The sequence below is a fragment of the Paraburkholderia franconis genome (genome assembly GCF_009362735.1).
GTDB lineage: Bacteria > Pseudomonadota > Gammaproteobacteria > Burkholderiales > Burkholderiaceae > Paraburkholderia > Paraburkholderia franconis.
Map to the genome: position 1 here is coordinate 1 of NZ_WHNP01000030.1, position 18,112 is coordinate 18,112.

13 protein-coding genes and 5 pseudogenes are annotated in these 18,112 nt (G+C 58.0%); 11 read left to right on the top strand and 7 right to left on the bottom strand.

Annotated elements, in window-relative coordinates; all coding sequences use genetic code 11:
• From GCT13_RS27240 to GCT13_RS27275, 7 genes and pseudogenes are all read left to right on the top strand, one after another.
• Positions 1-136, top strand: a pseudogene (locus GCT13_RS27240) (IS5/IS1182 family transposase); the annotation flags it as partial.
• Positions 137-306: 170 nt separating this feature from the next.
• Positions 307-1,614, top strand: coding sequence for an MFS transporter (locus GCT13_RS27245; RefSeq protein ID WP_321574653.1), 1,308 nt, complete (start codon positions 307-309; stop codon positions 1,612-1,614).
• A 1,684-nt stretch (positions 1,615-3,298) separates the two neighbouring features.
• Positions 3,299-4,108, top strand: coding sequence for a hypothetical protein (locus tag GCT13_RS27255; RefSeq protein ID WP_152763309.1), 810 nt, complete (start codon positions 3,299-3,301; stop codon positions 4,106-4,108).
• A gap of 255 nt (positions 4,109-4,363) precedes the next feature.
• Complete coding sequence (locus tag GCT13_RS27260; protein ID WP_321574654.1) at positions 4,364-4,657, top strand: GYD domain-containing protein; 294 nt, start codon at positions 4,364-4,366, stop codon at positions 4,655-4,657.
• Positions 4,658-4,802: 145 nt separating this feature from the next.
• A complete protein-coding gene (locus tag GCT13_RS27265) occupies positions 4,803-5,453 on the top strand; it encodes a class I SAM-dependent methyltransferase (protein ID WP_321574655.1) in 651 nt (216 codons plus the stop codon).
• 245 nt (positions 5,454-5,698) lie between these two features.
• Positions 5,699-5,931: pseudogene (locus tag GCT13_RS50940) on the top strand (hypothetical protein); the annotation flags it as partial.
• Positions 5,932-6,462: 531 nt separating this feature from the next.
• Positions 6,463-7,584: a branched-chain amino acid ABC transporter substrate-binding protein gene (locus GCT13_RS27275; protein ID WP_152763313.1), complete on the top strand. Its 1,122-nt coding sequence runs from the start codon at positions 6,463-6,465 to the stop codon at positions 7,582-7,584.
• A gap of 353 nt (positions 7,585-7,937) precedes the next feature.
• Here the strand turns inward: GCT13_RS27275 and GCT13_RS27280 are convergent, their stop codons facing one another.
• From GCT13_RS27280 to GCT13_RS27295, 4 genes are all read right to left on the bottom strand, one after another.
• Positions 7,938-9,065, bottom strand: a complete 1,128-nt coding sequence (locus GCT13_RS27280; protein ID WP_152763315.1) for an amidohydrolase family protein — start codon at positions 9,063-9,065, stop codon at positions 7,938-7,940.
• Positions 9,062-10,375: an MFS transporter gene (locus tag GCT13_RS27285; protein ID WP_152763317.1), complete on the bottom strand. Its 1,314-nt coding sequence runs from the start codon at positions 10,373-10,375 to the stop codon at positions 9,062-9,064. Before GCT13_RS27285 ends, GCT13_RS27280 begins: the two co-directional genes overlap by 4 nt.
• 77 nt (positions 10,376-10,452) lie before the next feature.
• A complete protein-coding gene (locus GCT13_RS27290) occupies positions 10,453-11,727 on the bottom strand; it encodes a CaiB/BaiF CoA transferase family protein (protein ID WP_152763319.1) in 1,275 nt (424 codons plus the stop codon).
• Positions 11,724-12,701 (bottom strand): hydroxymethylglutaryl-CoA lyase, encoded by a 978-nt coding sequence (locus GCT13_RS27295; RefSeq protein ID WP_152763322.1) that lies wholly within the window; start codon positions 12,699-12,701, stop codon positions 11,724-11,726. Before GCT13_RS27295 ends, GCT13_RS27290 begins: the two co-directional genes overlap by 4 nt.
• 174 nt (positions 12,702-12,875) lie before the next feature.
• Here GCT13_RS27295 and GCT13_RS27300 point away from each other — a divergent pair, with 174 nt between their 5' ends.
• Together GCT13_RS27300 and GCT13_RS27305 are read left to right on the top strand one after the other, a co-directional pair.
• Positions 12,876-13,673 (top strand): IclR family transcriptional regulator, encoded by a 798-nt coding sequence (locus tag GCT13_RS27300; protein ID WP_321574656.1) that lies wholly within the window; start codon positions 12,876-12,878, stop codon positions 13,671-13,673.
• A gap of 83 nt (positions 13,674-13,756) precedes the next feature.
• Positions 13,757-14,108 (top strand): annotated as a pseudogene (locus tag GCT13_RS27305) (aldehyde dehydrogenase family protein); the annotation flags it as partial.
• Between the two features lie 48 nt (positions 14,109-14,156).
• Here the strand turns inward: GCT13_RS27305 and GCT13_RS27310 are convergent.
• Complete coding sequence (locus GCT13_RS27310) at positions 14,157-15,680, bottom strand: CoA-acylating methylmalonate-semialdehyde dehydrogenase (protein WP_152763323.1); 1,524 nt, start codon at positions 15,678-15,680, stop codon at positions 14,157-14,159.
• Positions 15,681-15,729: 49 nt separating this feature from the next.
• Positions 15,730-16,164, bottom strand: a pseudogene (locus GCT13_RS27315) (aminotransferase class III-fold pyridoxal phosphate-dependent enzyme); the annotation flags it as partial.
• A 20-nt stretch (positions 16,165-16,184) separates the two neighbouring features.
• Between GCT13_RS27315 and GCT13_RS49540 the strand changes: the two are divergent.
• Positions 16,185-16,418 (top strand): annotated as a pseudogene (locus tag GCT13_RS49540) (NAD(P)H-dependent oxidoreductase); the annotation flags it as partial.
• A 193-nt stretch (positions 16,419-16,611) separates the two neighbouring features.
• The gene (locus GCT13_RS27325; protein WP_152763327.1) at positions 16,612-17,043 is read left to right on the top strand and encodes a hypothetical protein; all 432 of its coding nucleotides are present in this window, start codon (positions 16,612-16,614) and stop codon (positions 17,041-17,043) included.
• 64 nt (positions 17,044-17,107) lie between these two features.
• Here GCT13_RS27325 and GCT13_RS27330 read toward each other — a convergent pair whose 3' ends face one another.
• On the bottom strand, positions 17,108-17,872 hold the full coding sequence (locus GCT13_RS27330) for a ParA family protein (RefSeq protein WP_152763329.1): 765 nt from the start codon (positions 17,870-17,872) through the stop codon (positions 17,108-17,110).
• Positions 17,873-18,112: the final 240 nt, after the last annotated feature.

Here is an 18,112-nt window from a genome sequence, read left to right on the forward strand (position 1 = left end):
GGTCGGTCGGATCCGGCAGACGGTGTATCGCGGCATCAAGCGGGTCGACCAGCACTTCAAGCTGACAATGGTCGCGAGCAATCTCACGCGCATGGCGCGAATAATGGGCGCGGGGCATACCGGAGCGGTGCAATGAGCCGCCGATGCGCGCGGCCCGCGAGGCCTGGCATCCCCGCGCAGGCGCGTTGCCTGCGCAAACTGATCGGCGCATCCGGATTTCAGTTGGAAATTGCACACGAAACACTCCTGATCATCGCTTCGGTCCTCATGACGAGGTGCTTTTCAACAACCTGCTAGGAGACATATGTGAGTTCCCACAGCCCAGCCACCTACGTGGAAAGCGCGGACACGTCCGCTTTTACGAAAGCGACGTGGCGCCTACTACCGTTCCTCTTTGTCTGTTACCTGTTCGCCTATCTCGACCGCATCAACGTCGCATTCGCCAAGTTGCAAATGCTTAGCGACCTTGGCTTCAGCGAGGCGGTCTACGGATTTGGTGCAAGCGTCTTTTTTGTTGGTTATCTGCTCTTCGAAGTTCCAAGCAATCTGCTGCTTTTGAGCGTCGGTCCGCGGCGCTGGATTGCGCGAATCATGGTCACATGGGGTCTAATCTCTGCCGCAATGATGTTCGTCAAAACGCCGACGATGTTCTACGTCATGCGGTTTCTTCTGGGCGTCGCGGAAGCGGGCTTCTTTCCGGCCATTGTGCTCTACCTGACGTACTGGTTCCCTGCATCACGGCGCTCAAAAGTTACCGCGCTTTTCCTTACTGGCATCCCAATGTCTGGCGTCATTGGCGGCCCGCTCTCCGGCTGGATTATGACGGCGTTCAATGGTGCGCACGGATTTGCCGGCTGGCAATGGCTGTTTCTGGTCGAAGGCGTGCCGACTGCACTTCTAGGTGTCGCTGCGTTTTTCTATCTCGATGACAAGGTGCGCGACGCAACGTGGCTGAACGAAGAGCAGAAGGATTTGATTGAGCAGAAGCTCAGAGAAGAGTCGGCGCCGAGCGCATTGCATTCGCTGAAGGACGGTCTGGTCAGCCCGAAGGTGCTTCTGGTCAGCGCCATCTACTTCTTCTATACGATGGGTTTGTATGGTGTCAGCTTCTGGCTTCCAACTCTGATTAAATCGAGCGGGGTGTCGGATGCGTTCCATGTGGGGTTGCTAACTGCGGTTCCTTACGCAGCTGGCGCGCTTGCGATGGTGCTCGTGAGTCACAACTCGGACCGAACCGGCGAACGTCGCTGGCATCTGATTATCCCGGGACTCGTCGGTGCATTTGGCCTCGCGATGAGCGTATGGTTCTCGGGCTCGCCCCTGGCGGCGATGATTGCGTTGACGGTGGGCACAATGGGCGTGATGACCACCATCTCGCAGTTCTGGGTAATTCCTCCCGCCTTCCTCGGCGGTGCAGCTGCCGCCGCAGGGTTGGCACTCGCCAACTCGGTCGGCAGCATTTCTGGCGTTGTCAGCCCCTCCCTGATTGGTGTCATCAAGCAGGCATCCGGCTCGGCAGGTGCTGGGGTGCTGGCGCTTGCAGTGAGCCTCGTCATCGGCGGACTTCTTGTCCTCTTTGTTCCCGCCACTCTCGTGAACAATCGTCGTCGATAGCGTCATCGCTTCTCTGAGGTCAAAAGCCGGCAAGGGCAAATACCTGTGCCGGCTTCTTTGTTATCAAGCCCGTCGGAAGAGTTCTCGTCAGGCGCAGTCAAACAAGCTATGCGTGAGCACTACCTCGCGTGGAAGGAGCAGGATGGTGTGGCCATGGCTGCACGTGCGAGCATGGAAATCGGGGTCGTGCCGGTTTATACGGCGCTCGAAGGCCTCACGGACGGCAGCTTGCTTCGTGTTCTTCCCGAGTACACTTTGCAGAAGATGAACACCTACGCGCTTCATCCTTCGCGAAGGTACATCGACGCACGAATTCGAACGTGGATTTAGTTTCTGCGGCAATTCATGCCAACGGTTATTGCTCGAGACTTCCATCTTCTTGAAGAGTATTCGGCTTCACATTAACACCTCGTTGCGATTCAGAAATTCTCGTGACCCAATTTCTTCACAGGTGTCCCATCTGCCGCATTTAACCGAACGAGAACAGAGCAGAGCACCCCTGTCGTGCGAACAGTGGGTGTCAATTCCCTCCTGTCCATCGACCGCCCTGTATAAATCCGCAACTGCCATCGTTATCCCACTTACGGCAACCGAAACGTCCAAAGTCTCTGCAGTGGCAAAAATCTGTCCGCCTGGGAGGCAAGTCGAGCACTCGTTATGGTCAGAGATTGAGCATGCGGTGTGTCTGCCGTGAACACTCTGAGCCGTGTCTTGAGAGAGGGCCTCCACGATGCGTTACCTCCCGACACGCGGCAAGCGTTCGCATTGCGTACCGTTCGGTACAACGTCCTTACCGAAACGTTCACCGGTATCCAACTTTGCCGTGTTGCGTTCATGCACGCCACACAACGATACCGCGGCGGCCTTGGTCCGGATGGTGACACCCCGAGCGAATCTTCGTCGGCATGGTCGTTGCGTCTAATGAGGCCAGACAGGAGATAGACATGACGAACGCATTTCCAGATACGGCCCAATCAAAGTCGATACGCACAGTTGCCATTGTCGCCGTCGCCACGTTTGCGCTTATACCAGTATGCGGCGTCGGTATTGCTGCGTTTTCTGGGCTACTGCCTGCATCAGATGGGGTAGCTGTCGCGGTGACTGCGACGCCGATAGTTGACATGCAAGTCGACCTCTGGCGAATCGGGCCGATTACACGCATCCGTCCGGCGTCAGACGATGGGGAACCTGATGTCTCGGTCGAGTAGCGTGCGTAAGCCATCGCGACGGAAACGGCGGCAGTATGTTGGCAGGCTTAGGTCCAACGGGACATCAGTCACGTTATCTCTTCGTGGGACACTTCCAGAAAACTCTGCCATCGAAAATGCGCCTGTTCTTCGTGCAACAGGAAACAACTTCAGCTTGTCTTCAGGCCATCAGCCTATAACGACTAATGCGAAATGCATTTAACTGCCGGAATTCGAGCCTACTCGTTGGTACTAGGCTGGCCGAACAGTTCGCAATTCGCTCGTGCGGCGCGCATCGGAAACGCTGATGTCGCGCAACACAAATCGACGCGGTGCGAAGACAGCAATTCGCACGGTGCGTGCAGTTGAGGAATACCTCTGGCCAACCTCTTGAGCCACTGCTGCCGGCATCGCGTTGACCGCTGTGCGCACCTCTTTGCGCCGTCCACACGGTCCGGCCCCTCCCGTAGAACACGTTTTGCAATTAGGAGGTCCCCATGAAAGACGCGCGTTCTCTCCTTTTCTCCCGTCGTGGCTGGCTCAAGACCGCTGGCGGGATTGCGGCCGGTGCAGCTGTCGGCAGCCTGGGTCTGTTACCACGTGAAGCAACGGCTGCGACCATCTACCCGATTGACAGTTGGCTGAAAGCACAAGGGCAGTTTTTCGGGCAACTCCCGCCCGCGGCAAATTACGCCGACTGGTTTTCGCGCCTCGCGACGTTACACAATGCGCCAACGCCACCGATTCTCCTCGCTACGGTCGATTATGCGGGCTTGGCGAATCAATTCTTCAATTTCGGCACGACAATTGACTATCAGAATAGCCAGGCAATCGTGCAACCACTTACCGACGGCAGCGGCAATGTCTCGGTGCACGTGCTGCTTTACACGCACAACGCGAACACGTGGGTGATTCAGCTGACGGGCGTCGTTAATGGGCAACTCCCGCCCGACTTCAATACTCAATTGTCGACCAATCCCGAACTGTTCGGCGTTCGTCCCGTTACCGGCGCGTCACTTTCCGGGGCGTGTCTAGGGGATTCATTCCTCGACCTCACGTACGTCACGACTCCGGGCAACCTCTGGGTCGACTTGCTCGCGGCTAACCTGCAACGCGTAGGCTTCCGGTCGCAAGCAACAGGGCCGCTAACGAAGTATTACTCAGCTCAATATGGGGTGCCTGAGGGAACGCTCGGTCGATGCGCTGTCAGCCAGACAGGGCTTCTCGCAATCTCGACTAATTCAAACAGCCGCGTCGCTTTGGATGCGTTCCCTGCGGAGTCGGTCGACTTGCATCCGCTCGGGTAGTGGTGACGAAACGTGGGCGGTAAGCAATGCGTCCAGGGCGGCATCCTGGAAATACAGCCTGTCGCGCGCGGCGACCGCTCGCTCGGTCTCAGCCGTATGTTGAAAGCAGCCAGTACATCACTGGTCACAGTCACGGTTCGGTGTCGGGCGGAGGCGGTGACTCCGACGGCACTGAGCCCCTAACCGCCGGGATGGAAAAAGATTGACATCCAACGCGTCCGTGTCAGGACCCATCTTTGGATTAGGAGATACATCGTGGCAACTTACATCAGCCTGTGGAACTTTACGGACCAGGGCATCCGTGCAGTGAAGGACACCACGAGCCGAGCCGGCATAGTAAAAGAGATAGCACAGAAAGCCGGCGTGACTGTGAAGGACATTTACTGGACCTTGGGAACCTACGACGGCGTCGTCATTTTTGAGGCCCCAAACGAAGAAGCACTCGCCGCTGTTGGACTGGCGGTCGGTGCGATGGGAAACGTGCGGACGCAGACCGTGCGCGCGTTTTCGTTTGACGAGATAAAGAGGGTCCTTAGCAAATTGCCTTGAGCGCAATATCGGCGGCAGGGTCCGCTCCGCGGTAGTGGCATTGCGAAGCAGGTTGGTAACCTGCCGGTCGTCAAGGGAAGCGCGCCATGCACTACCTGGACTCCGATGGCGCTCGCTCGTAAGCAATGGAAGGGTGAGACGTGAAATGGAAGAAGATGCCTTTACTGCGTTCGAACGCCGAGGCTGGGAGCAGCTTGCCCAACCGTATCACTCTTACTACGCCGATTTGACAACGCAGTCTAATGACGCATTGCTGGACATCTTGGAAGTCGGGCCCGACACGCGCTTTCTTGATATTGCGACAGGGCCAGGGTATGTGGCTGCAGCAGCGTTCGCCCGAGGTGCCGACGCGGTCGGTGTAGATATCGCGGCAGCGATGGTCGAACAGGCGAGTCGTCTCAATCCCTGGCTCACTTTCAAAGTGGGCAACGCAGAGGACCTGCCGTTTCCGGGGGCGAGCTTTGATGCGGTCGGCATCAATTTCGGCATGTTCCATTTCTCGCACCCGGAAAAAGCGCCGCTCGAGGCATACAGGGTTCTGCGCTCGGGTGGCCGGATTGGATTCACGGTCTGGGCGAGCCGCGACAAGGCCGTTGCGCTAGACATGGTACTTAGGGCAATCGAAACTCATGGCAAAACGGACATTGGTCTGCCCGAGGGGACGCCGTTTTTCCGATTCAGTGACGAGCAGGAATGCATGCGCGTACTGCGGGAAGCGGGATTCACGGAGCCAAAAGTCCAGACCGTGAATCAGACCTGGGCCATCCCGCACCGGAAACCCCTTTTCATGCACTGATGCGTGGCGGCGTTCGGGTCGCCGCAATCCTCAAGGCGCAAACACCAGAGGCGCTGACTCTTATCGAGAAGGCTGTTGCTGATAGAGCGGCCGCGTATAAGGATGAAAGAGGAGTTCGAGTACCCATGCCCGCTGTGCTGGCGTGTGCGAGAAAGCTCTAGGCACGAAACCTTCGAATTGCCACTTCTCATTTAGGCAACAAATTGCTTTTCGACATTTATGCATCGCACCGGCGCCGGGCCGGACCGGGCCTGGCCGAGGTCAATCATCGCTTGGCCAATCAGGACCGCCGAATTCATCAGGAAGTCTGGGAAGGCGAAATATCCCATGCAGACGCGATGCGTCTGCATCGCGATGACCATCAAATCCGTCGCGAAGAACATCTGATGGCAAGCAAGAATAGTGGCGATATATGCGGCAGGAGAAGCGTGTGCTCAACCAACAAGAGAAACTGGTTAGCCGACAAATCGGCCAGTAACGCCGACATTGTCAGCGCCGCGTGGTGCTACCGTTGCGGCGCTGTCAACAGTCTCAAGTTATCTGGCTTCTGGAATATGTGATGAAGTCCGAAAGCGCCCGTTCGCTACGGGACCAAGTGCAAGAGTGGCTCGCTCCTGAAACGGCCGACCTGGTTCGCGTAATCAACTATGGCCGACTGCGCCGGGGGGCGCGTTATTCCTTTGTCGAGGTATAGTCGCAGACGGACGTGCGCTCGATGTATTTCTTCCGACTTACCGACGGCTGCTGGCATGTATACCCGCCCGGTGTTCCCAAGGACGCAACACCGCTCATCGAAACGCTCCGCTACGCAACGCAATTTGCCATCAGATGGACGGAAGCCCTCTTTACTCTTTTACCTCGGTTGCAGACCGTCGGTCTGCCCTCGGGACTGTTTCCGCATCCACTCCAAATTCGTCAGTCGACCGGGGCTTTCGTACTTTCGATAGGTTGCTCAAGAGGCAAAGCGCGGTTAGTCTTGGCACTCACCGGTCCAATCCTCGGAGACTACATGCGCCGCCTGAATACAACAATGGCCGTCCTTGCAGCCGTCGGCTTCATCGCAACCGCCGATGCACAAACGGTCGTCACAATCGGTCACTCTGCCCCACTCACGGGCCCGCAGGCGCCGAACGGCAAAGACAACGAAAACGGCGCTCGCCTGGCTATCGATGAACTCAATAAAAGCGGTGTTACGGTTGCGGGCCAGAAGGTAACGTTCAAACTTGATTCCGAAGACGACCAGGCAGACCCCAAGGTTGGCGTCCAAGTCGCACAGAAACTCGTTGACAGCGGCGTGATTGCTGTCTTGGGCCCGTACAATTCGGGCGTGGCTATTCCGGCATCCCGCGTGTACAACACCAGCGGGGTACCGATGCTGCCGGTGGCGTCCAATCCGGCGCTGACCAAGCAAGGCTTCAAGAACATCTTCCGTATCGGCGCGAGTGACGAGCAGTTAGGCGGGACGATGGGCCAGTTTGCTGCCAAGACGTTGAAGGCCAAGACCGCCGCGGTTATCGACGACCGCACGGCTTATGGGCAAGGGGTGGCCGAGCAGTTCGTGAAAGAGGCGAAGGCAAACGGAATCCAAATCGTCGACCAGCAGTTCACGAACTCGTCGGCGACTGATTTTCTGGGCATTCTCACGAGCATCAAGTCCAAGAATCCGGATGTCATCTTCTTCGGCGGCTACGCTTCGCAGGGCGCGCCGATGGCGAAGCAGATGAAAGCACGGGGACTTCGTGCGAAGCTGCTCGGTGGCGACGGCATCTGCTCAGCCGATATGGGCAAGGTGGCGGGCGATGCGGCGTCCATCGTGTACTGCGCACAAGGCGGTATTTCGCTCGATAAGACACCAGCCGGCCGCGAGTTCTTGAAGAAGTACAAAGCCGCGTACAACACGGACACGCAAGTGTATGGGGTCAGCTACTATGACGGCGTGAAGCTGTTGGCCGATGCGATGGTCAAAGCTGGAACCACGACCGACAAGGCAAAGCTTATCGCCCAGTTGGCCAAGACCAACTACAAGGGTGTGGCAGGCACCTACACCTTCGATGAATACGGCGACCTGAAGGGCGCACCCACGACCGTATATGTCATCAAAAACGGCCTTCCGGTGCCGTACGGCCGGTGACGTCAAAAGGAATTGTGGAGGAGCACGACCCGCTGACTTACTGTTTCCTCATTCGATAACCGACTCCTTGCAGTACCTTGTAGCGCGGAACGCCGTGACCTGGCATTCCGCGCTTTTTTTATAGATGCCTCGCGCGGATGTGCGACATCGATACTGGCTACTCGTCACAGTTTCCAAAACTTCGAACTCCGCAAGCAACCTCGTCGCGCTGCACATCGAGATAGTCGACACCTCGTGAGCTTGTTCCATCGAGGCAAGAAATGATGACCGACTATGAGAATGTTTTCACGCGAACGCGGTGCGCGCTCATAGGGAACGACATGCTCGGAGCTCGCTTCCGACAATTCCTGTAATCAGGCAAGCCGATATACCTTTCTCGCCGTGCCTCGAAACAACGCGTCCCGCTCCGATTCACTCGCATGCACTGTGAGCCGCTTAAACGCGTTCCATCCATTGCTGAACGGATATGAGCCCTTGTCGACCGGGAAGTTGCTCTCAAACATGCAACGGTCAGCGCCGAAGGTTTCGATGCATGTGAGCATCCAGGGTTTCCATGCCTCGGCCAGTTGCGCGGAGGACGGAGGGCGCTCGCCTTTCTCGAAGTCGAACCCGTTGACGCGCATGCCTAAGCCGCCGACTTTCACGTACACGTTAGGTAACTGGGCAAGTTCACGCATCGAACTCGACCAAGTGTCGAACACTTCCTTGCGTTTGTCCTCGTAGCTTGCGATGCGTACGACACCACCGCAGTGGTTGATAATGACTGGTGTGTCTGGATTGGACTTTGCCAAATCGAACAGTTCAGGCAGCTGCGGGAAGAACAGCCACGCGTCGTAGGACAGTCCGAGAGGAGCGAGTTGCGCGACGCCCGCGCGGTACTGGGAGTCAAGCAACAGACCGCGTGGCCCGGCGGACAGCGGGTTCATCAGGCTTTGGTCAGCGTCCCAGGTAACCAGGTGCCTTACGCCGCGAAAGCGGTCATCGCCGACCTTCAGTTCGGCTTCGAGCACGTCGCGCACCGCCGCTCCGCGACGCAGGTCTGCATACCCCACCATTCCTTTCCCGACCTGCGGTTTTTCGGCCTGCAACAGCTTTGTGACATTGGCGACGTATTCAATCTCCCCAACCGGGCGCAGTTCTACTGGCCCATCCTTCCGGTAACGTGTCAGCGCCTGCATGAAGACCGACGCCGTAATATTGTGGCCTGAGCGAGCATCCTGCAGATATTCATCAAGCAAGTAGGTCCAGCCCGGGCGCTCATAAAAATGATGGTGTGCATCAATGATGGGCAAGTCCGGCTCAAGCGCCGCTTCGGTGCCGGACGCAAGCCAATCCGCTCGAACCGGAAGGTAATTGCTGCTTGTGCTCATGGTGTGCTTCTCCTCTGCAAACGCTCGCCCTTGACTAAGCGCTGGAACCATCATTGATGCTGCTGCCGCACGAAGTAGTCTTCGACGCTGCGAAGAGTAGCCGGTGTTCATGCTTGCTCTCCTTTGTTGAACGCGAAGAGCGAGAGCGTCAGGAAAGTCGTGACGATAAGCACGACGGACAAGCCCAGTAGGCCCGCTGTGAAAGTGCCAAAGCTGTCCTTCAGGTAGCCCACGAGGTACGGGCCTGCAAAGCCACCCAGTGCGCCGATAGAGTTAATCAGCGCCAATCCTCCCGCCGCGGCCTGCCCCGAAAGAAACTTCGCCGGCAACGTGTAGAAGATGGTGCGCCCTGCAATTGTGCCAATGAGCGCCAAGGTAATCCCGGTCATAGCCGGAACGAGTTGCAGGAAGTAGGTCGAAACACCAAGCGCGATGGCACCAATGAAAAGGCCCGCCGCCAGGTTTGCGATATGGCCGCCGCGACGGTCCACCTGCTTCGCCCACCACAGAAGCGCGATGGTCGCAAAGAAATACGGAACCGCAGAGACCCAGCCAGTTTGCATCACGGTCATACCGTGGGCCTTGAGCATCTGCGGCAACCAGATACCAATGCCGTAGGAGCCCATCGTAAAGCCAAAGGAAATCAGTGCAAGGATGTACGTTCGCACGTCCTTGAGCGCAGCGGCAAAGTTCTTTTTCTTCTGGGCCGCCGAGCCTTCGCGGTCGAACGCGCTCTGGAGAGCTTCGCGCTCTTCGAGAGAAAGCCACTTAGCATCGGCAGGTTTGTCCGCAAGCAGTTTCAGAACGAGGAAACCGAGCAGACAAGCCGGCAAACCTTCTACGATAAACATCCACTTCCAGCCAGCGAGACCAAGCGTCCCGTCCATTTTGAGCAGCCAAGTGGAGAGGGGGCCGCCAACAAGCGAGGACAGCGGCGTCGACACGGTGAACCATGCAAGCACGCGAGTCCGGTAGTTTGCGGGAAACCAGACGGCAAGGAAGAAAATCACACCGGGGAAAAAGCCTGCTTCGCCGATTCCAAGCAGAAGGCGAATCGCGTAGAAGCTCGTCGGTCCCACGGCAAGTGCCGTGGCTGCTGCAAAGAAGCCCCACGTAATCATGATGCGGGCGAGCCAGCGCCGTGCGCCAAAACGATATAGCGCGAGGTTGCTTGGAACTTCGCAGAGGCAGTAACCCGCGAACATGATGCCTGCGCCCCAGCCAAACTGCGTCGCAGTTAGCCCGAGGTCGCGATTCATCGTCAGCGCGGCGAAGCCGACGCTTGTGCGGTCAAGATAGTTGAAGAAGTACGCAAGCGCGAGAATCGGAATGAACCGCCAGGCCGCTTTCTGCACGGCTCGTTGCTCAAGCGTCGAATCGGCAGCGTTATCGGCCGTCATATTCGAGGAAATGGATGTCATGATTCGTCTCCGGCAAATCTCGGCCGCGCAAAGCACCAAGTCCTTGCGGCCATTGTTTCTTTATGTGCTGGTGAGCGTCAGGCGCTAGCGAGTTCGTTCGCCGACGGATTCGATGCTTCGCCTGGCTTCTGGTCGTTGCACTTCACGACCCCTGCCTCGGTCAACTGCCTGACGTCCTCTGACGTGTAACCGGCCTGTAGAAGTAGTGTGCGGGTGTCTTGCCCGAGCGACGGCGGCGCTGCTCGCAGTCGAAGGCGCTCACCGCTCAACGTCAGGGGCAACAAGGCTGTCTTGGTGACAACAGGCTGTCCCGCGCCGCTGGCGTCGGCCGGCAAAATCACGTCAGCCAGGCCACCCGTTGCCAGCAGGTGCTCATCTTCGAACAAGTCTTGAGGCTTCGTGATGGGTGCGTATGGCAGACCGCACCGCTCGAACACGGCGCTGATTTCAGCAGCAGTGAACGCCTCCATGTGCTTGCGCAGTTGCGGAAGCAGCCAGTCACGGGCCTGTACGCGTTGGTTATTAGTAGCAATGCGCTCGTCGGACTTAAGTTCATTGAGACCAAACGCGTCGCAGAAAATCGCCCATTGCGTATCGGACACGACCGCAAGGAAAATCTGCTCACCGCCTTTGACCGCGAACACGTCATAAACGGCCCAAGCTGAAATACGGCTCGGCATCGGCGCTGCCGCCTTCCCGGTCACCGCGAATTGCATCATGTGCTGGGCGACGAGGAACACGTTGTTCTCGAACAATGCGCTCTGAACCTCCTGGCCGCGCCCTGTACGCTCGCGCTGAGCCAGCGCCGCCATCGCACCGATGGCGCCAAACATGCCGCCCATGATGTCATTGACGCTCGTGCCGGCGCGCAATGGCCTGCCTTCGGGTCCGGTCATGTAGGCGAGCCCCCCCATCATTTGCACGACCTCGTCGAGTGCGGTCCGATGGTCGTAGGGTCCGGGGAGGAAGCCCTTGTGCGAGACATAGACGAGACGCGGATTGAGCTTCGACAACGCGGCGTACCCGAGCCCGAGCTTGTCCATCGTGCCGCTCTTGAAGTTTTCGCTGAAGACATCGGCGCCCACAAGAAGCTTGTGAACGACTTCTACGCCCCGCGCGTCTTTCACGTCGACGGAAATGCTTTTCTTGTTTCGATTGAAAGTGCTGAAAAATCCCGCGCCGGAGCCGCGAAGCGCGCGCGTGCTGTCGCCCGCGATGGGTTCGACCTTGATAACCTCGGCGCCCAAATCGCCTAGTACCATGCCGCACGTCGGACCCATCACCATGTGCGTCATCTCGACGACACGCACGCCGCTATACGGCAGAGAATGATTCGCCTGCACTTCGCTCATTGCGCCACTCCCAAGAGACAGCCTTCCGGTTGCGGCGCGCTCGGCGCGCGCCCGTCCGCGTATGTGAACCCTTTGGGAAGCCCCGCGTCCTGCACGTGACCGTAGAGCGCTTCGCCGGGCAACGCCTCTGCAAGAATGGAGCGAGCGGCAACAAGTGCGTCCACATCAATGCCGGTGTCGTAGCCCATTGCTTCGAGAAGAAAGACGAGGTCTTCGGTGACGATGTTGCCGGTAGCGCCCGGCGCATATGGACATCCGCCGAGACCCGCCTGGCTCGCATCAATGGTCGTGACACCTACGTCCAACGCCGCAACGACATTGGCCAGACCCTGACCACGCGTGTTGTGAAAGTGCGCTCCACCTGCTTTGTTGCCAAACTCGGACTGCAGGCGGCGGAACAGCCGTCGGACTTGGGTCGGATTGGCGTAGCCGCTCGTGTCGGACAGACCAATCTCATCGACGCCACAATCGGCCATCGACTGACACATGCGCATCGTCTGGTCATCTGTGACCGTACCAGCGATGGTGCAACCGAATGCGACGGAGACGCCCGCTTCAATCTCTATGCTGGGGTATTGAGCGTCGCGCAAAGCGACAATCTCGCGGACATCATCAATCAACTGCGCGGTGGTCTTGCGGATATTCGCCATCGCGTGTTCGTTGGTCACCGAGACCGGGAGTGTCACTTTGTGAACTCCTGCTTCGAAGGCTTTCTGGCAACCACGCAGATTGGGCGCGAGCACCGCAACGCGCAGACCGGGAATCGACAACGCGTGGGCGACGACTTCGCGGATGTCTGCCATCTGCGGAAGCAACTTCGGCGGGACGAACGAACCGACCTCAATTTCCCTCAAACCGGCTGCCGCGAGTGCGGAAATCCAGCGTAGCTTTGCCGCTGTCGGCATGACGCTCTTGATGCTTTGCAAGCCGTCGCGAGGCCCGACCTCACTAATCAACACTTTGGAATCAGACATCCCTTCATTCCTTTGTTCTATCTGACAGACCATAGTTCTATTGAAGAGAACTATAAAATGATGACGACACTCGGATAAGACGGGTTTACCCCGAAAATGGCATTTTTTAGAACTTGAGTTCTGTCCAGCGAAACTTTAAAGTGATGTGGAAGCCATTTTTCAGGAGAGACGGAAGTGCCCGCAGATTTGGACGACAAGGCAGTGCAACCGCCGGAGTCACAAGAACCCTCCAGCGGCGTCGCCGTGTTGGACAGAGCGTTCGCGATTCTTAATTCCTTCGGACCGACAGACGAAAGGCTGACGCTTACGGAGATGTCCCGGAGAACGGGTTTGTACAAAAGCACGGTACTGCGGTTGCTCGGTGCCTTAGAGCATGGCGGGTTTATTCGGAAGCTTGAAGACGGTCAATATGCCGTCGGTCACCAACCTTTGCGGCTTGCCGCGCTCTACCAGCGTTCGTTCCAGGTGGGGCCGGTCATCGAACCGATACTCCAGCAGATAAGCCGTGACCTTGGTGAGACCGCTTCCTTCTACGTGCGACAGGGTGACTACCGCCTCGTGTTGTACCGTGTCGAACCATCCAGAAGCGTGCGAGTATCGATACGCGTCGGCGAGGAGTTCGCGATTGACAAAGGAGCATCAGGCAAGGTGCTGCTGGCCTTTTCCGAATCGCAGGACACACGCTGGAATGACGTGCGCGGACAGTCGTGGGCCGTCTCTTATGGAGAGCGTGACCCGGAAACGGCGTCTGTCTCGGTGCCAGTCTTCGGAGCCACTGGTGAGCTCGTCGGCGCACTTACTTTGTCTGGGCCGAAAGGACGATTCGATACTCCACCGGTCATCACTGCGGCGCTGAACAATCTTCTTGAAAACGCGAAACGCGCAACGCTCGCCTTAGGCGGAAACGGTGCCCGGTACGACGCCGCCATCGCGGAAGCTGGCAAGGATGGTTTCGTTGTCTCGAGGGGTTAGGCGTGGAAGAGCCTTGCCGATTCGCAGAAGGAGTTCGACCGCACCATCAGTTACATGCAGGACACAATCCTAGCGTTGAAGGCGAGGAACAGTTCGGGCCGATTATGCCGGTTATGCCCTTCGACGACATTGAAACACCGCTTGAGTATGTCATCACTTCGGACCACGGACAGCAGGTCAGCATTTTCGGCAGCGACTCCGCGCAGATTGGCGCGCTCGTCGACCCGCTCGTCAATCCGGTGTGTCACGTCAATCTTAATTGTCAGTGCCAGCGCGGTCCCGACGTTTTTCCGTTTGCGGGACGAAAAAAGGACTCCGCGAAAGGCACGCTCTCGGTCACGGATGCGCTGCGCGCGTTCTCGATTCGCTCGATGGTAGGTCGCCACCAAGGAGACGGACGCGAACAAGGCGCTGCTCGACGCGATGGTCACGAACGCCACCAGCGGACCATGCGTGGGTCCGCTGGAGAGAACCCTTGACGCTTTATTTCGCAACAGGCATGGTAAATTCCGCGCCTTTGCCGATGCTGTCGGGCCATCTTTGCATCACGCTCTTGTAGCGGGTATAGAAGCGCACGCCTTCCTCACCGTAGGCATGATGGTCGCCAAACAGCGAACGCTTCCAGCCACCGAACGAATGCCACGCCATCGGAACAGGAATAGGCACGTTGACGCCGACCATCCCGACCTGAATCTGCCGCGCGAAAGCCCGGGCCACGCCACCGTCCGACGTGTACAAGGAAACACCGTTGGCAAACTCAGGCGCGTTAATCAGTTTTACGGCGCTAGCAAAGTCCGGCACACGAATCACGGCAAGAACCGGGCCGAAGATTTCTTCCCGATAGATTTTCATGTCCGTACGGACATCGTCGAACAGGGTGCCGCCGATGAAGAATCCATTTTCTGCGTACACGGGATGGTCACGACCGTCGACGATGAGCTTTGCGCCTTCCGCCTCTCCGGAAGCGATATAGCCTGATACCTTCGCCTTGTGTTCAGCGGTGACGAGGGGCCCCATCTCAGCATCGAGATTTTCGCCATTCTTGATGACGAGCGACTTGACACGAGGAATCAGCTTCTCGATGAGCTGGTCGCCCGTGTTCCCGACCGCAACCGCTACCGAGATGGCCATGCAGCGCTCGCCCGCCGAACCATAGGCGGCGCCAATCAGTGCGTCGACGGCCTGGTCAAGGTCGGCGTCCGGCATCACGACGAGATGATTCTTAGCACCGCCGAGTGCCTGCACACGCTTGCCGCGCCTGGACGCTTCCGTGTGGATGTATTCGGCAATCGGCGTCGAGCCAACGAATGACAGTGCCGCAACGTCCGGATGGTCGATGAGTGCATCCACCGCCACCTTGTCGCCATTGACGACATTGAAGACACCGTCAGGAAGACCCGCTTCCTTCAGCAGTTCCGCGAGACGGAGCGAAGCCGAGGGGTCACGCTCCGACGGCTTCAGGATGAACGTGTTGCCGCACGCAAGGGCCACGGGAAACATCCACATCGGGACCATCACCGGGAAGTTGAACGGCGTGATGCCTGCCACGACGCCCAGCGGCTGACGCAGATTCCAGTTGTCGATGCCGCCGCCAATCTGGTCGGTGAAGTCGGTCTTCAGCAGGTTCGGGATGCCGCAGGCGAATTCGACGACTTCGATGCCACGAACGACTTCCCCCTGAGCATCGGTGAACACCTTGCCGTGCTCGCGGGTAATCAGCATCGCGAGTTCGTCGTGGTGCTGGTTCAGCAGTTCCTTGAACTTGAACAGGATACGTGCGCGCTTGAGCGGAGCGGTCTCGCTCCAGCTCGGGAAAGCTGCCGCAGCAGCTTGTACCGCAGCGTTGACTTCTTCTACCGAGGCAAGCGCAACAGCGCCGGTTACCTCGCCTGTTGCCGGGTTGAAAACATCCTTGAATCGGTCGCTCGACGTTGCAACGACGCGACCATTGATGAAGTGACTTACCTGCTTGACAGTGAGATTTGCTTTCTCGTTTGCTACGTTCATTTCAAAACTCCGGATGCGTGGTCTGGCCGATGCGGCCCGTCGGTTCAAATCAGGCAACGTTACGCAGGGCGTCACGCACCGTTGAGAAAATCTGGCCAATCTTCTGCTCGTCGACAATCAGCGTTGGCGAGAAGGCAAGGATGTCACCCGTGTAACGCACAAGCACGCCGGCCTCGAAGCACTTCAGGAACACCTCGTATGCACGTGCCCCCGGCGCACCCGCGCGCGACTCAAGCTCGACACCGGCGACCAGACCCAGATTGCGGATGTCCTTCACATGCGCAGACCCATGCAGTTCGTGCACAGCATCTTCGAACGCACCGGACAAATCTTTCGCACGCTCGTACAACCGGTCACGCTTGTAGATGTCCAGTGTTGCGATTGCAGCCGCGGCTGCTGCCGGGTGCGCCGTGTACGTGTAGCCGTGGAAAAACTCAATGGCATTCTCGGCTCCGGAGTTGACAACGGTATCGTGCACCTTGCGACGGCCGGTTGAATCCGCCGTACCACCCCGGCTTCGATGTGCTGCCGCCATTCGTGATCTATCGGACAAACCGGATGGACGAAACAAGGTACGCGAAAACCTGCGAAGCCCTCGCCAGCCAGCTGGATAATCTGTGGACCACGGCGCCCATCCGGTTTCGACCTCAAAACGCCGGAGCATACGACATTCCGGCCCTCACACTGCGCGCCGACGTTGCTCCGGAACAATCGGGTTTCTCCGCCCACATTGGATGACGGCAATGCACAGGCATGGGCTCGCCACTATAACGGTGATTGGCTTTTATGCCTGGTGCGTAAATTACATTGAACGCATGACAGCCGCTTTCGGCGGTCTTTTAGCATCGAGAGAATAAATTGACCGCCGTTATGCTATAAACGGGAAATTGAGCCAAACCAAACTAGCGATCAGCCCGATCTCGAATGTCATATGGCGTTTTACTTTGTCGAACCCGAAGTGGCTGGCGGCCTCGGAAAGCATACCGTTCTCGATTCAAGCGTGTATCCGCCGAACGTCACGCAATTGCACTACAGAATTATCAATTGGCTCGGCGACGCGCTACTGGAAAGCTTCCCGGCACTGATCATCACCCGCGAGGCCGCTGATGCGTTGCAGGCAATGGGAGCAAGTGGAATGGCGTATCGCACCGTTGAAATAACGGTTAGCGACTCGTTTCAGGAAATTTATCCCGACCGGGAATTGCCTGAATTTCTCTGGCTATGTGTGCCGGGTGTAGCCGGCAAGGACGATTTAGGCATCGCCGATGATTCGCGCCTCGTCGTTTCAGAGCGCGCATTAAAACGGTTGAAAGCCTTCGGTTTGAATCACGCGATCATCGAAGCGTATCCCGGTTCAACATGAACGCATGCGCGCGGCCTGGCGACTGCCGCGCGCGTGCGCTCGTTCACAGCCCGCAGGCGACCGCTCAACCCGCCAGTTCGCGATGCAACGCGAGATACTCCTGCGCCAGCTTATGCCGCGGATCGAGATGGATCACGGGCGTTGCATGCTGGTGCGATTCGCGGATCTTCACCGACGAAGACAATCTCGAACCCAGCACGGGCAGCCCTTCGCTGACGAGTTCATCGACGAGTTGCTGCGGCAGGCTCGCGCGCGGCTGGAACTGGTTGATGACGATCCCTTCGACGTGCAGCGCATCGTTGTGGTCCTGCTGGATTTCCTTCACATTGTCGAGCAGCGTATAGAGCGCGCGGCGCGAAAAGTCGTCGCAGTCGAACGGAATCAGGCAGCGCTCGACCGCGATCAACGCCGAGCGCGTGTAGAAGTTCAACGCGGGCGGCGTATCGATGTAGATCGCGTCGTACATATCCAATTCATTCAACGCGTCGCGCAGCTTGTAGATCTTGTAGCGCGATTCGAGCTTGCCGTGCAGCGTGTCGAGATCGGCGTGCGCGGGCATGATGTCGAGATTCTCGAACGGCGTCGGATGAATGAACGACGTCACGTCCACCGGCTTGAAGCTGAATGTCAACGCGGTTTCGAAGAAGCCGGCAACCGTCGGGCTCACCTCGTTCACGCGCGCGCCGAGCAGATACTGGCTCGAATTGCCCTGCGCATCCAGATCGATGACGAGCGTACGCAAACCTTCGGTGGCGCTGATGGCCGCCAGGTTGCACACGATAGTCGATTTGCCGACACCGCCTTTCTGATTGAATACCACGCGCCGCATGTGTCCCCTCTCGCTGTCAATCTGCGTGAAAAACCAGCAGCATACATCAGCCAGATTACCGGACCGGGACGCCACCACGTAACGCCTGCCAATTTCGCCGAAGGGCACGGTTTTGGGGCTTGTCACGCGCTTTTTCGTACGTGGTTACGTGCATTCGTACAGCGCGGATTCATCGCCTAGAATCGATTAAGGCGCGTGGCGGACCCGGTCGTCCGATTGCGCCGTCTATTGCATTCGAAC